The 14,850-nt window shown below is 40.0% G+C and carries 14 protein-coding genes and 1 pseudogene; 8 read left to right on the top strand and 7 right to left on the bottom strand.

Annotated elements, in window-relative coordinates:
- Window positions 1-217 precede the first annotated feature (217 nt).
- Window positions 218-1,138, top strand: a pseudogene (locus tag MED217_RS01090) (glycosyltransferase); the annotation flags it as partial.
- An 87-nt stretch (window positions 1,139-1,225) separates the two neighbouring features.
- Here MED217_RS01090 and MED217_RS18680 read toward each other — a convergent pair.
- The gene (locus MED217_RS18680; protein ID WP_009778618.1) at window positions 1,226-2,311 is read right to left on the bottom strand and encodes a sensor histidine kinase; all 1,086 of its coding nucleotides are present in this window, start codon (window positions 2,309-2,311) and stop codon (window positions 1,226-1,228) included.
- Entirely contained in the window at window positions 2,312-2,995 is a 684-nt protein-coding gene (locus tag MED217_RS01085) for a response regulator transcription factor (protein ID WP_009778617.1), read from the bottom strand.
- A 161-nt stretch (window positions 2,996-3,156) separates the two neighbouring features.
- On the opposite strand from MED217_RS01085, the gene MED217_RS01080 reads away from it, so the two are divergent.
- Window positions 3,157-4,134, top strand: a complete 978-nt coding sequence (locus MED217_RS01080; protein ID WP_009778616.1) for a LuxE/PaaK family acyltransferase — start codon at window positions 3,157-3,159, stop codon at window positions 4,132-4,134.
- Between the two features lie 170 nt (window positions 4,135-4,304).
- Here the strand turns inward: MED217_RS01080 and MED217_RS01075 are convergent, their stop codons facing one another.
- Window positions 4,305-4,775: an Lrp/AsnC ligand binding domain-containing protein gene (locus MED217_RS01075; RefSeq protein ID WP_009778615.1), complete on the bottom strand. Its 471-nt coding sequence runs from the start codon at window positions 4,773-4,775 to the stop codon at window positions 4,305-4,307.
- 90 nt (window positions 4,776-4,865) lie between these two features.
- Window positions 4,866-6,230 (bottom strand): saccharopine dehydrogenase family protein, encoded by a 1,365-nt coding sequence (locus MED217_RS01070; RefSeq protein WP_009778614.1) that lies wholly within the window; start codon window positions 6,228-6,230, stop codon window positions 4,866-4,868.
- 63 nt (window positions 6,231-6,293) lie between these two features.
- Between MED217_RS01070 and MED217_RS01065 the strand changes: the two genes are divergently transcribed.
- Window positions 6,294-6,680 (top strand): DUF423 domain-containing protein, encoded by a 387-nt coding sequence (locus tag MED217_RS01065; RefSeq protein ID WP_009778613.1) that lies wholly within the window; start codon window positions 6,294-6,296, stop codon window positions 6,678-6,680.
- 70 nt (window positions 6,681-6,750) lie between these two features.
- Complete coding sequence (gene pckA / locus MED217_RS01060) at window positions 6,751-8,361, top strand: phosphoenolpyruvate carboxykinase (ATP) (protein WP_009778612.1); 1,611 nt, start codon at window positions 6,751-6,753, stop codon at window positions 8,359-8,361.
- Between the two features lie 61 nt (window positions 8,362-8,422).
- Here pckA and MED217_RS01055 read toward each other — a convergent pair whose 3' ends face one another.
- Together MED217_RS01055 and MED217_RS01050 are read right to left on the bottom strand one after the other, a co-directional pair.
- Window positions 8,423-9,169: a uroporphyrinogen-III synthase gene (locus tag MED217_RS01055; protein WP_040532481.1), complete on the bottom strand. Its 747-nt coding sequence runs from the start codon at window positions 9,167-9,169 to the stop codon at window positions 8,423-8,425.
- Between the two features lie 42 nt (window positions 9,170-9,211).
- Window positions 9,212-9,871, bottom strand: coding sequence for a DUF4271 domain-containing protein (locus MED217_RS01050; RefSeq protein WP_009778610.1), 660 nt, complete (start codon window positions 9,869-9,871; stop codon window positions 9,212-9,214).
- Window positions 9,872-9,979: 108 nt separating this feature from the next.
- On the opposite strand from MED217_RS01050, the gene MED217_RS01045 reads away from it, so the two are divergent.
- Genes MED217_RS01045 through MED217_RS01035 form a run of 3 tightly spaced genes read left to right on the top strand, consistent with a single transcriptional unit; the run spans window position 9,980 to window position 12,519 of the window.
- Window positions 9,980-10,711, top strand: a complete 732-nt coding sequence (locus MED217_RS01045; protein ID WP_009778609.1) for a polyprenol monophosphomannose synthase — start codon at window positions 9,980-9,982, stop codon at window positions 10,709-10,711.
- Complete coding sequence (locus MED217_RS01040; protein WP_009778608.1) at window positions 10,712-12,052, top strand: dihydroorotase; 1,341 nt, start codon at window positions 10,712-10,714, stop codon at window positions 12,050-12,052. It abuts the gene before it with no gap.
- Complete coding sequence (locus tag MED217_RS01035; RefSeq protein WP_009778607.1) at window positions 12,049-12,519, top strand: DUF4296 domain-containing protein; 471 nt, start codon at window positions 12,049-12,051, stop codon at window positions 12,517-12,519. Before MED217_RS01040 ends, MED217_RS01035 begins: the two co-directional genes overlap by 4 nt.
- Here the strand turns inward: MED217_RS01035 and MED217_RS01030 are convergent.
- Window positions 12,497-13,522, bottom strand: coding sequence for an NAD-dependent epimerase/dehydratase family protein (locus tag MED217_RS01030; protein WP_040533105.1), 1,026 nt, complete (start codon window positions 13,520-13,522; stop codon window positions 12,497-12,499). The genes MED217_RS01035 and MED217_RS01030 overlap by 23 nt on opposite strands.
- Window positions 13,523-13,715: 193 nt before the next feature.
- On the opposite strand from MED217_RS01030, the gene tyrS reads away from it, so the two are divergent.
- Window positions 13,716-14,850: tyrosine--tRNA ligase (gene tyrS / locus MED217_RS01025; protein ID WP_009778605.1), on the top strand; the 1,135-nt coding region annotated here is incomplete at its 3' end.

The raw sequence follows: 14,850 nt of genomic DNA, 5'->3' as shown, positions 1-14,850 counted from the left end.
TTAAAAAATCGGCTCAAATATACGGGTACTCTTACAAATGCGCGGCTAATAAATTATCATAATGCAACCTAACATACACATAACATTTCTAAATCCCCGTAAAGCACTACAAAACAGTTATTTAAAAACTTTGATTTAATATACTAAACCGTAATTTTAATAGTTTGATAATCTAGCTGAAACATTTAGTTATCAGGTATGTTACACTTTTGTATTGATGAAAATTCATAAAACCATACTTGTTGCTCCGCTTAACTGGGGACTTGGGCATGCTACCCGAAGCATACCCATAATTTATGCGCTTCTCGCCGACGGTTTTGAGGTGATCATAGCAAGCGACGGTATGGCGTTAACCTTACTTCAAAAGGAGTTTCCGCAGTTAGAAGGTATTGAATTGCCTTCTTACAAGATCGAATATGCTAAAAAAGGCAAGCGTTTTAAATGGAAAATGCTTTTGCGCAGTCCCAAAGTCCTAAAAGCTATTCGTCAAGAACGCGAGCAACTCAAAGAATTGGTGAAAAACAAGAAGATCGATGGCGTGATCTCTGATAACCGATTAGGCTTGTATCATACTGAAATTCCAACGGTTTTTATCACACATCAACTTCAGGTCTTAAGCGGAAGCACCACCCGTTTAACTTCTGCGATGCATCGCAGTTACATCAAAAAATTTGATGAATGCTGGGTACCTGATTTTGCAGATGATGCTAACCTTAGCGGAAAATTGGGTCATCCTAAAAAATTTGAGATCCCGGTAAAATATATCGGTGCGTTATCGCGGCTTGAGCAGAAAGAAACCGCGTCTAGCTACGATATTATGGTGTTGCTAAGCGGTCCTGAACCGCAACGTACCGAGCTTGAAGAAATTTTGATGCACGAGTTGAAACACTACAAAGGGCAAGTACTATTCGTGCGCGGTGTCGTGGAAGCAGAGCAAAAAGTCACCCGTAAAGAGCAAGTTAAAATTGTGAACTTTATGGAAACTGAAGATTTACAAAACGCAATTTGCTCAAGCGATCTTGTCATTTGCCGCTCGGGTTACACCACCATTATGGATCTCTTTAAACTAGGCAAAAAAGCCTTTTTTATACCTACGCCCGGGCAAACTGAACAAGAATATCTCGCCAAGCGCTTACACTCTATGGGGATTGTTCCTTATAAGGATCAGGAAAAATTCAGTTTAAAAGATTTGAGTAAAGTCAAAGTTTTTACCGGTTTTGAACCTTTACTCAACCAAAGACGTTTTGGGGAGGGGAGCTTCGGGGAGCTCTTCGGCCTTTTCAAGGGTGAACGAAAACTCAGATCCCACTCCAAAGTCGCTTTCAACATAAATCTTTTCGTCATGGGCTTCAATAATGTGCTTGACGATAGAGAGCCCAAGTCCTGAACCACCTTCACGACGCGAACCACTTTTATCAACACGGTAAAAACGCTCAAACAAGCGTGGTATATGTTCAGACGCGATTCCTTCACCATTATCTGTAACGCGCACGATCACTTTATTTTGAATTAGGTTTTCTATAGAAATCTCTGTGGTACCGTCTTGTTTTCCATATTTTACTGAGTTCACGATAAGGTTAGTCAACAACTGCTGAATACGCTCGCGATCTGCATTGACCATAATGGGATAATCATACTCCATATCTGTGGTGAGCGTGATATTCTTCTTAGCAGCTTCCATCTCCAGAAGTTCGAAGGTGTCTTTTACCAACTCGACCATATCAAAATATTCATAGCGAATATTAAGATCTCCCACTTCGAGTTTGGCGATCATATCCAGGTCGTTAACGAGATAGACCAGACGCTCAATAGAAGCTCCTGCACGCTTTAAGTATTTTTTACGCACCGATTTATCTTTCATCGCCCCATCAAGTAAGGTGAGAATATAGCCTTGCGCAGTAAATAAAGGCGTTTTGAGTTCGTGAGCCACATTACCCATAAACTCCTTTCGGTATTCTTCTCTAATTTTAAGCGATTCGATCTCGAGCTTTTTACTCGCCGCAAAGCGTTCTACTTCCTTAGTAAGGCTAGACATATCTGTGGTGATCTGGCCGCGGCGTAACGAGGTTACATCGAGTAGCGTAACATCATCATAAATTTGTTTCACTCGATTGTAAATAAACCGTTCTACCCGCACTTGAATAAGCAAGAAGGATAAAGCAAAACATACCAATGCAAATAAGACAATAAACACCCAGTCTATCGCATTAGTCATATAGAAAAAAACGCTCACAAAGAGCGTTAAAGCTACCGTAATCATCAGTGATGAAAACACTGCAAAACGGTATGATTTTTTAAAATTCACTGCCATTTAAACCACAAATTTGTACCCTACGCCTTTAATGGTTTTAAATTTTTTGTCGCCTATTTTTTCACGTAGTTTTCTAATGTGTACATCGATGGTTCTACCACCTACAACTACTTCATTACCCCAAACTTTATCAAGAATATCTTCTCGCTTAAATACTTTTCCGGGTTTTGAAGCAAGTAAAGAAAGTAGTTCAAACTCCTTACGCGGGAGTACCATCTCTTTCTTGTCTTTAATGATCTTGTACTCTTCACGATTGATTACCAGATCGCCTATTTTAACCGAGCTATCACCTTCCTCTTCTTCTTTAAGACGACGTAGCAACGCCTTAACTTTACTTACCAAAACTTTAGGCTTTATAGGTTTTGTAATATAATCGTCTGCTCCGGCATCGTAACCGGCAACTTGTGAATAATCTTCACCGCGAGCCGTTAGAAAAGCAATGATCGTTTCTTCGTGGCCTGGTAATTTACGTATCTGTTCACAGGCTTCGATACCATCCATCTCAGGCATCATCACATCAAGAATGATAAGATGTGGATTATTCTTTTTTGCCGCTTTCACACCTTCTTTTCCGTTAGAAGCGGTGATGACTTGGTAGCCTTCATTACTAAGGTTATAGCCAACAATCTCAAGAATATCCGGCTCGTCGTCAACAAGCAAAATCTTAATTTCCTTTTTCTTCATAAGACTGAAAATTTAATCGAATCGTAAAGATACATTTTAATATTTGGCACGGTCATGTTAACCGCATTGGTAACATTTAAATAAACTTAACTTGCTTTAAAAATAATAAATGTTCGGCTGCTTTTTGATTTTAGATAACTTTACATTCTCTAAAATTAGGTATGCTTCCAGATTCTATATTCACTATTCAAACCCAAGATCAGTTTAAAAACCTTGCGCTGGCATCGTTTAACTATCAATGGGAGCATAACACGGTTTATCGTCGATTTTGTAATTATTTGAAGGTAGATCCTGCAACGATTACTGAGCTTGATCAAATTCCGTTTTTGCCTATTCAGTTTTTTAAAGAATTTAAAGTTGTGGCTTCAGAAGATGCCGTGCAAACGGTTTTTACCAGTAGCGGAACCACCGGCAGCATTACCAGCAAACATCACGTGACCGATCTTGATCTATACGAAAAAAGCTTTCGCGAAAGTTTTAAACTGCATTATGGCGCTATCGAAGACTATACGGTGCTTGCCTTGCTTCCATCGTACTTAGAGCGCGATGGCTCGTCACTTATTTATATGGTTGATTGCTTGATCAAAGACAGTAAAAAACCCGATAGCGGCTTTTATCTCAATGATTATAATGCGCTGAGCGAAAAATTAAAACGTCTGGATGCCGCAGGCGAAAAAGTGCTTTTAATAGGCGTTTCTTTTGCGTTGCTTGATCTGGTTGAGCTGTTTGAATTTAAGCTGAAGAATACCATTGTGATGGAAACCGGCGGTATGAAAGGCCGAAGAAAAGAATTAATACGAGAAGAGTTGCACGCCATCTTAAAAGAAGGTTTTGGTGTGGCTGAAATTCATAGCGAATATGGGATGACCGAATTGCTGTCTCAGGGCTATTCAAACGGAAACGGGATTTTTACAAATCCGCCTTGGATGCAGGTTTTTATGCGCGACACCGAAGATGCGTTAAACTATGTAGCTCCCGGAAAAACCGGCGGAATCAACGTGATCGATCTCGCCAATCACTATTCGTGTCCTTTTATAGCGACGCAAGATTTGGGTAAAAAACTTGATGAAAACCGCTTTGAAATTTTAGGCCGTTTTGATACTTCAGACATTCGCGGCTGCAACCTAATGGTTTTATAATTTTTTTAAAAAAAGATGTAAGGTAACTCCTATATAACCGACTCAATAACTGTTCATAATTGGTTGGTTAGTTAAGTTGGAAAACCCGGTTACTTGATAAGAAAGAGTGCCGGGTTTTTTATTGGTTTCACCAAAGGCACAAATAGCTCCAAAGCTTGTATCTAAATTTCTTAGATCTGAATCTGACGTTCTATCTGCTGATTTAAAGAAATAAACGTTTCGGTTCTAGAAACACCATCAATCGCCTGTACTTTTTTATTCAAAAGATGCATTAAGTGTTCGTTATTCTTACACAGGATCTTGATAAAAATTGACCAGTTTCCGGTCGTGTAATGACACTCCAAAACTTCCGGGATTTCTTCAAGCTGCTTAACAGCTTTAGGGTTGCTCATCGCCCGATCTAAATAGATTCCAATAAATGCCATCGTATTGTATCCTAAAATCTTTGGATCTATGGTGAACTTTGAACCGGTGATCAAACCCGACTTTTCTAATTTTCTGAGACGTTGGTGTATCGCAGCACCAGAGATACCGACTTGACGTGCAATCTCTAAAATGGGTTTACGCGCATCTTCCATCAGTTGGCGCAAGATTATTTTATCAATTCCGTCTATTGCTATTTGTTCATTTACAATTTTCATTACCTATAGTATTTCAACTAAAAATAGCAATTAACCCCATTACTATAAGCGTAAGCCTGTAAAAAACTTTAAATTTTTAATCATTCTGATTTATTGATGGTGCGGATTGTATCCCAAATAAGGCACTTCATATTCCTTAAAAATAATCCCGTTTTCCTCCAACTCCTCTAAAATAGGATTATAAACTTCACGCCGTATCGGCAACTGAACACCGGGAGTTGTAATCTCCTTGTTAAGTATTTTGAGCGCTGCAATGCCTACCGGCAAACCAACAGTTTTTGCCATTGCAGTATAGGTTTGATTAGCACCAACACTCACCATCGTCGCATCAATTTGTTTCTTTTTGCCATTGATCTCATAACCAAACTTATGATACATCACGATCATATCTTTGTCCGTTTCGGCAAGCGTCCATTGATCTTCAAGTATACGCTGCAGGCATTGCGCGGGTGTTGCATTTTTCAATCCTATTTTTTTGGTGTCATCAAACAGGTCAAGCTCTAACAATTTATCCCAAAGCAAATCATCCTGATCAATCTTAAGCATATGACGCAATTTGAGCTGTACAGAATCTGTGGGCGAATACGGCAAAAAGAGGTTGGTAAATTCGCGATAGCTCATCGCTTCGGTATTTTGTAAGGTATAGCTATCATCAGTCATTCCCAATTGCACAAAAAGATTCCAGGCACGAGAAAATCCTACGCGACGCATCGTACCGCGATACAGCGTCAAAATATCCTCCAAACCGTAAATGCTTCGGTATTTTAGAGAGTTTCTATTGGCATACGCTTCAAACCTTCCGTAGCCTTCCACATCAAGAAATTCAGTTCTTCTGAATAAGCGTTGATACGGAATATACTTATAAGTTCCCTCCTGAATAAATTCTGCCGCCCCGCCTTGACCGGCTAAAACGACATTTCTGGGATTCCACGTGAATTTATAATTCCAGAGATTCGTATCGCTTTCGGGAGCGACTAAACCACCACAAAAAGACTCAAATAACAGCATTTTGCCACCAGCATCTCGCACACGGTCAATCACCCGCATCGCACTCATATGATCAATTCCCGGGTCAAGACCTACTTCGTTCATAAACACCAAACCTTTCTTTTTGACCTCGTCATCAAGCTCCTTCATCGCATCACTTATATAAGAAGCGGTCACCAGATTTTTACTGAGTGCAAGGCAATCGCGCGCCACATCGATATGCAAACGCGCAGGAAGCATACTTATAACGATATCTGCTTTTGTGATTTGCTCCTTTCGGTCTTCAACATTATAGATATCTAGTGTAATGGCGTTGGCGCAATCATAGTTCCCTGCCAATGCCTGTGCCTGAGCGAGATCACGATCTGCTATAATGAGTTGTAAATTTTCAGAAGAAGCCTTATCGGCTAGATATTTTATAAGTTGCGCAGTAGATTTTCCTGCCCCTATAATTAAGATGTTTCGCATAATAAAAGCGTATTTTTGCTGTGTATAATTTAGTCATTTGATCGCGTATTTTAAATCAAAATCATGCAAAGAACACTTCTCATTACCGGTGCACTTTTAGGATTAACCGCAGTAATTTTAGGCGCTTTTGGCGCGCACGGACTCAAAGAAAGTTTAACGCCTGAAGCTATAAATTCGTTTGAAACCGGAGTGCGCTATCAAATGTATCACGCATTTTTATTATTACTTGTCGGCGGCGCATTGCCCTTATCTCAAAAAGCACAAAAAATCAGTTTTTATTTGGTTATAAGTGGCGTGTTACTCTTTAGCGGTTCGATTTATTTACTTACTACAAAACCTATAACCGGAGTTGATATTTCGGCAATTGCCTGGATTACCCCGATAGGCGGTGCTTTGCTTATTTCGGCCTGGATCGCAATCACTTATAATTTTATCAAATTACTAAAATAATTATCTTTTTTTAACTTTTTGATAATTTTAAAGCATTAGCTTTACGGCGTATTTCTAAAAATTCAATTTTATGGCTTCAACTGCCTTATTTACGAAAACGATTGCGATATCGCAATACGGAATTAAAAATGCCACAATTCATTACCAATTGCCTCCAGAAGAATTGCACCAAATCTGTGTACTTCTCGGTCAGGGAACAACCACTGACTCGGGGGCTTTGGCAATAGAAACCGGGAAATTTACCGGAAGATCTCCAAAAGACCGATTTATCGTGATTGACGAATTAACAAGAGACAAGGTCTGGTGGGGAGCTATCAACATCCCGTTTGATAAGAACAAATTTCGACAGCTACGTAACAAGATGAATACGTATTTGTCAGAACGTAAACTCTACGTGCGTGATGCATTTGCCTGCGCCGATGACCGTTACAAAATGGGCGTGCGCGTCGTAAATGAACACCCTTGGTCTAATCTTTTTGTTCACAATATGTTCTTAAGACCTTCTGAAGAGGAGCTTGATAACTTTAAAGAAGATTGGCTGGTGCTCAACGCTCCCGGATTTAAAGCAAATCCTGAAATCGACGGCACTCGGCAAGAGAATTTTGCCGTCATCAGCTTTGAAGAAAAAACCATTCTTATTGGGGGTACGGGATATACCGGCGAAATCAAGAAGAGTATTTTTTCGGTACTTAACTTTATACTTCCTACGCAGCAAAACACCTTGCCTATGCATTGCTCTGCCAATGTAGGTCAAAATGACGAAACCGCTATTTTCTTCGGTTTATCAGGAACAGGAAAAACCACCTTAAGCGCAGATCCTAACCGAAAATTAATTGGCGACGATGAACACGGCTGGACAGCAGACAATGCCATTTTCAATTTTGAAGGTGGTTGTTATGCCAAAGTGATCAACCTTTCTGAAGCTCAAGAACCCGATATTTTTAATGCGATAAAAAAAGGCGCTTTGCTCGAAAATGTGATCCTTGATAAGCAGAAACAAGTAGATTACACCAATACGTCTATAACGCCCAATACGCGCGTTAGCTACCCGATACATCATATTGAAAACATTCAAAAGCCTTCTGTGGGTAAAAACCCAAAGCATATCTTTTTCCTTACGGCAGATGCCTTTGGGGTTTTACCTCCTATTTCAAAATTAACACCAGGACAGGCAGCGTATCATTTCATTAGCGGCTACACCGCAAAGGTTGCCGGCACCGAAGCAGGAGTAAATGAACCTGTGCCATCATTTTCTGCGTGTTTTGGAGCCCCGTTTATGCCTTTACATCCTACCGAGTATGCACAAATGCTAAGTAAGAAGATGAAAGAAGCCGGCGTAAATGTTTGGCTCATCAATACAGGATGGACGGGCGGACCTTATGGCGTAGGGAAACGTATGAAATTAAAATACACGCGTGCAATGATCAACGCGGTTTTAAACAACTCTTTTGGCCCTATCGATCACGAGAATTACCATATTCATTCGGTTTTTGGAGTGGCACAACCCCGCACGTGTCCGGGAGTTCCAGATGATGTTTTGAGTCCGCGCCAAACTTGGGGTGACGATGAAGCGTATTATGAGACTGCTCACAAACTAGCAGCTTCCTTTAAAGAGAATTTCAAAAAATTTGAAGCTTTTGCAAATGACGAACTTTTAGCAGGGCAACCGCCTTTAGGCTAGAGATGACTCCATAAAAAAAGGCTCCTGATCAGGAGCCTTTTTAGTTCTTTTTGAGAGCGCGTTATTTTTTATTGACGTCGTCAATATATTTCTCCAAAGCCATCGTCATTGATGGAGTTTCTGGAGTAGGTGCTTTGATGTTCACCTTTAATCCAGCTTCTTCTACGGCTCTGATGGTAGAGTTTCCAAAAACAGCAATGCGTGTGTCGTTTTGTTTAAAATCTGGAAAATTTTCAAATAGTGATTTGATTCCGCTTGGGCTAAAGAATACTAAAATGTCATAAGTAACATCTTTAAGGTGTGACAGATCACTTACCACGGTACGGTAAAAAATACCACGATCCCAGTTCAGTTTAAGATCATTCAATACATTAGGAACCTCCGGCTTTAAAGAATCTGATGATGGAAGCAAAAACTTCTCATTCTTATACTTCTTTAAAATAGGTGACAATTCAGTAAACGTACGTTTACCTACATAAATCTTACGCTTGCGATATACCACATACTTTTGCAAATAGTAAGCTACAGCTTCACTTTGACAAAAGTACTTCAAGCTGTCTGGCACCTTAAAACGCATTTCTTCCGCTATGCGGAAAAAATTATCCACAGCATTACGGCTGGTTAGGATGATCGCTGTGTATTTACTAAGGTCAATTTTTTGATGTCTAACCTCCTTGCCTGATACACCTTCAACGTGAATAAATGGAATGAAGTCAACTTTTACCTTCTTCTTTTCCTGTAACTCAAAATAGGGGGAATTCTCAACTTTTGGTTCTGGTTGCGAAACCAAAATAGTCTTCACTTTCATAGACATTCTAAATTTGGGTTTATTTCACTCCTCATATTCAAGCTATATAAAACTAAACACCTTATATAAAATGAAGTAGGGTGCGATTTCAAGTGCGCAAAGGTACAAAATAAAATAAAACAGATTATTGTAAATCATATTTTCATACCGTCTATACGTGTTAAATAGGCTGATTACGTTAAAAATCAGAAAGATTCCCACAATGATACAAATGGTAATAAACCCGGGTTTTAACGCATATATAAATACCGCATTTACAGGAAGTAATACCAATGCAAAATAACTGCGGTAGCTCAATTTTGAAAATTGATACGTATTGAGTTCCTGCTCGCCATTAAATAAAACGCCTAGCATACGCTCTATAAAAAACTTTAAGGATACAAATACCACATAAGCCAGAACAATACGCACATAAAGCAGAAAGGAAGAAGCATCGGTCTCAACCCCCAACTCCCTAAAGATAATATAGATAAAAAGGGAGATCGAAAAGAACTGAACCGTAAAAAGAATCAGGTTAAATGGATTTTCAAAGCGAATATCCTTATTTGATTTTAAGAGGTACTTTTCATTTACCAGCAGCTCTGCAAAATCTACAAAACGGGATTCATAGATCACTTTGGCTACTGCCACAAGAACCAAGCATGCCACAAGTACTATGGTAATCCAGTCATTACTACTAAAACTGCGTTCTAAGGCTTGCAAACTCTTGATTTTTTATAGGTCCAAAATTACCATAAATACGAGAGTTTGAATAAATGCCAGAACAAATAACCTTCAAAATCTTTACATTTGCGCATAAATCATACAACGATGGCAGGTTCGCTCGTCATAATTCCTACCTATAACGAAGCCGAGAATATTGAGAAATTGGTGCGCAACATTTTTGCGCAGCAACGCGCGTTTGAAGTATTGGTGGTTGATGACAATTCACCAGACGGCACCGCCAAGCTTGTAAAAAGTTTACAAGAAGAATTTATTGGACAAATTCACCTGCTCGAGCGCCCCGGCAAAAACGGTTTGGGCACAGCCTATATCGCAGGATTTAAATGGGCATTAGAGCGTGATTATGCCTATATTTTTGAGATGGATGCAGATTTCTCGCATGCCCCTAATGACCTCATCAGGCTGTATAATGCGTGTGCAAAAGGCGGTGCAGATCTTGCTATAGGTTCAAGATACAAGACCGGAGTAAATGTGGTAAACTGGCCTATGGGACGCGTCTTAATGTCATATATCGCGTCAAAATATGTTAGATTTATAACTGGCTTAGATATTGCAGATACGACCGCAGGTTTTATTTGTTATAGACGTGAAGTGCTCGAGCAAATAACCCTTGATAAAATCAAGTTTGTAGGCTATGCTTTTCAAATTGAAATGAAATTCAAAGCGCATCTACTTGGTTTTAATATTATTGAAGTACCTGTGATATTTGTTGATCGTACCAAAGGTACCAGCAAAATGAGTACAGGTATTTTTAGTGAAGCCGTTTTTGGCGTTTTAGGAATGAAATTTAAAAGTCTGTTTAAAAGTTACGATATATAGATGGAAAAGGTACTGATCAAGGATGCGCATATCGTAAATGAAGGCACCATTGTGCGTGGCGACGTTTACATTGAACACGGAATAATTTTAGAAATAAGTCAAAATCTAAGCGTTAAAGGTCCTGACGTGCATGTTTTTGATGCTGAAGGAAAACACCTTTTACCGGGAGTTATAGATGATCAAGTGCACTTTAGAGAACCGGGGCTTACGCATAAAGCAACGATAGGTTCAGAGTCTCGCGCTGCGGTCGCCGGTGGGATCACCTCATTCATTGAGATGCCTAATACCGTCCCTCAAGCGACTACGATTGAGAAACTAGAAGATAAATTTAGTCGCGCTGCCGAAACATCGCACGCAAACTATTCATTTATGTTTGGCGGGACTAACGACAACCTTTCTGAAATCAAGAAAGTCGACAAAACAAAAGTTGCCGGCCTTAAACTCTTTTTAGGAAGTTCTACCGGAAATATGCTCGTAGATGATGAAGAGGTTTTACGAGAGATCTTTAAGAGTACAGATCTTGTCATTTCTGTTCATTGCGAAGATGAAGAAACGATCAAGAACAATCTGGAGATCTATAAAGAACGCTACGGTGATGATATTCCTATCAATATGCACCCCATTATTCGCAGTGAAGAAGCCTGTTATTTATCTTCTTCAAAAGCGATCGCTTTAGCAAAAGAAACCGGTGCGCGTTTGCATGTATTCCATCTTTCTACAGCTAAAGAAATGGAGCTTTTTGACAATAAAATTCCATTAAAAGATAAAAAGATCACCGCAGAAGTTTGTATTCACCATCTTTGGTTTTCTGATGAAGATTATGAAGACAAGCAAACCCTTATCAAATGGAATCCCGCGGTAAAGAAAAAGACCGATCGCGCTGCACTATGGGAAGCTTTGCTTGACGACCGTCTTGATGTCATCGCGACAGACCACGCGCCGCACACTTTAGAAGAAAAACAAAATGTGTACACTAAAGCGCCTAGTGGCGGACCTCTCGTACAACACGCGTTACCTGCAATGCTTGAAAAATATCACGAGGGTAAAATAAGTCTGGAGAAAATTGTTGAAAAGATGTGTCATAACCCGGCTATTCTTTTTGATGTAGAAAAACGCGGTTATATCAAACCCGGTTATTATGCAGATCTTGTTTTAGTAGACCTAAACAACCCCTGGACAGTAACTACAGATAATATTCTCTATAAATGCAAGTGGTCACCTTTTGAAGGAAACACCTTTAAATCGCGCATTTCTCACACGTTTGTAAACGGTCAACTGGCCTATAAAAACTTTAAAGTATACGATGAGAAGCATGGAAAGCGTTTAACTTTTAACCGATGATCAAAAAAGGCTACATCTTGCTTTTATTTATGCTGGCAGTACTGAGCTGTCACGATATCGAGCGCCCTCAAAAGCCCGATAATTTTATCGAGCGGGAAAAAATGACCGATATCTTATATGACATCTCCTTGTTGCGCGCGCTCAAGACCTATAGTGTTAACGATATGCGTGCTTTAGGTATAGAACCCGACTCGTTTATCTACGATAAGTACGAAATCGACAGTTTGCAACTAGCACAAAGTATCGATTATTACAGCGTAAATTTTAATGAATATATCGCGATGTGGGAAGAGGTAAGCACGCGTCTTACTGCACAACGTGACGAAATTCAGTTTAAGCAGAATGATTTGGACAGTATTCGCATTGAAGAAAGTAAACGCAGACGTGATTCTATCAAAAAAGCAAACACGCCAATGCCTGATAGACCATTAAAAACCGATTCGCTTATCGCTCCTGTGAGTAGTTAAAATGCTTTGCAACGCGCTGTAAAGTTTCTTTTATTGGCGTGTATTCAAAATCTGCAAGCTCAGCTTTTAATTTAGATGCGTCATAAACGGTCTGCGTAAAAGCAGATTTTGCGGTACTTTTAGTGAGGCGACGTCGTTTACCCAAAAGACTTAGAAACCAATCTATTTTCCAGGTGAGATCAAGTTGCCACTTTTTAAGCATTTTAGAAGGAGACTTCACTCCTAAAGCTGTAGCTGTATTTTTCAATACGGTTTCAAAAGCAAGATTATGACCAACTAAAATGAAGCGTTCATTGTGCACATCGCTTTGCATTAAAAGAATCATCGCGCGCACAACATCAATCACATCAACAAAACCTGTAGAACCGGGAACTGTAAATTTTAGTCCGTTTGCGATTTGCTTAAACATCGTGCCGCTTCCACTGTTATAATAGCCTTCTCCTAAGATTACTCCCGGGTTTACGATCACCACACCGAGGCCTTCTTGCGTACCACGCCAGACTTCCATTTCTGAAGCAAATTTTGAAATGCTATAAACACTATTTTCTTTATTGGCTTCCCAATGCGTTTCTTCAGTTATGGCTTTTACACTATCTCCCAATGCCGCTACCGAGCTCACATAACAGCATTTTTCAACCTGATGCTTTAAACACAAATTGATAATATTTGCTGTGCCTTCGACATTGTTTTTTTGAAGTTCGTCAAAACGTTTAGGATTGAAAGAAACCAGTGCGGCGCAATGGTAAACTTTAGCAACTCCGGCAAAAGCTTCGGTCAGAGCAGGAATATCGGTCACATCTGCTTGAATCCATTCAATTTGAGAAAAATCAGCCGACATGTTAGTCGCTTCAGCTTGCTTATTTTTCCATTGAAAAAGCGCTTCTACCGTTTTAATTTTAGCTTCGGTCCTATAGATCGCACGTATCTTATTTTCGCCTTGCGCAACTAATTGCCACAACAAATGCGACCCAACTAAACCGGTACCTCCCGTAACTAAAATCATAGCTACGAAGTTAGTCATATTCTTCTATTCTTGCAGCTAAGCTTTGTGCATAATATTTATATTTGCAGGCTTAGAAATGGTCACAGGTTGACCCGCTGCCGCAGTTGCAAAATTGATTTTATAAAATCCTTTTCGACAGGCAGTAGTAAGAAAAAAAGATTTTAAATCGCGCTTGGCGCGTAAACTAGCAATTATGATTACCAATTTTGTTGAAGAGCTGCAATGGCGTGGGATGATTCACGATGTGATGCCCGGGACTGAAGAACACCTTATGGAACAAATGCGATCTGCCTATGTGGGGATCGACCCAACTGCAGACTCGCTTCACATAGGTCACCTTGTAGGCGTTATGATGTTGAAACATTTTCAGGCAAGCGGCCACAGGCCTATTGCGCTTGTAGGTGGTGCCACGGGTATGATTGGCGATCCTTCAGGTAAATCTGACGAGCGTAATCTGCTTGATGAAGATACTTTGCGTCACAATCAGGAAGCTATCAAAGAGCAATTATCGCGCTTTCTTGATTTTGATTCTGATGAAGAAAACGCAGCCGTTCTTGTGAACAATTACGACTGGATGAAAGATTTTAGCTTTCTGGAGTTTATACGCGATGTGGGGAAACACATCACCGTAAACTATATGATGGCCAAAGATTCGGTTAAAAAGCGTCTATCTGCAGAATCTGCGGAAGGAATGAGTTTTACTGAGTTTACTTACCAACTCGTTCAGGGTTATGACTTTTTACACTTATATCGTGAAAAAGAGCTAACGCTGCAAATGGGCGGAAGCGACCAGTGGGGAAACATCACTACTGGAACCGAATTGGTGCGTAGAATTGGTGGTGGAAAAGCGTATGCGATGACCTGCCCGCTGATCACCAAAGCAGACGGAACAAAATTTGGAAAAACTGCCGGCGGCAATATTTGGTTAGATGCAGAACGCACTTCTCCATACAGATTTTACCAATATTGGTTGAATACCAGCGACGAGGATGCAGCAAAATACATTAAGATCTTCACCTTTTTAGGAAAAGAAGAAATAGAGAATCTTATCGCAGAGCATCAAGAAGCGCCACATCAGCGCGCCTTGCAAAAGCGTCTGGCAGAAGAAGTGACCATCAGCACACACGGCGTTGAAAATTATGAGAACGCGGTAAAAGCTTCAGAAATTCTCTTCGGAAAGTCAACAGCAGCAAACCTAAAAGCGCTTAACGAAAAAACTTTTTTAGATGTTTTTGATGGGGTTCCGCAAGCGGAAGTAAGCCGTGGTGAGATCGAAGCCGGACTCGATATGGTAAGTGCACTGGCAGAAAAAACCGGATTTTTAAAAT

Source organism: Leeuwenhoekiella blandensis MED217 (assembly GCF_000152985.1).
In the GTDB taxonomy this organism is placed as follows: domain Bacteria; phylum Bacteroidota; class Bacteroidia; order Flavobacteriales; family Flavobacteriaceae; genus Leeuwenhoekiella; species Leeuwenhoekiella blandensis.
Note: the sequence above shows the minus strand (reverse complement) of the source record. Positions and strands in the feature narration are given on the sequence as shown.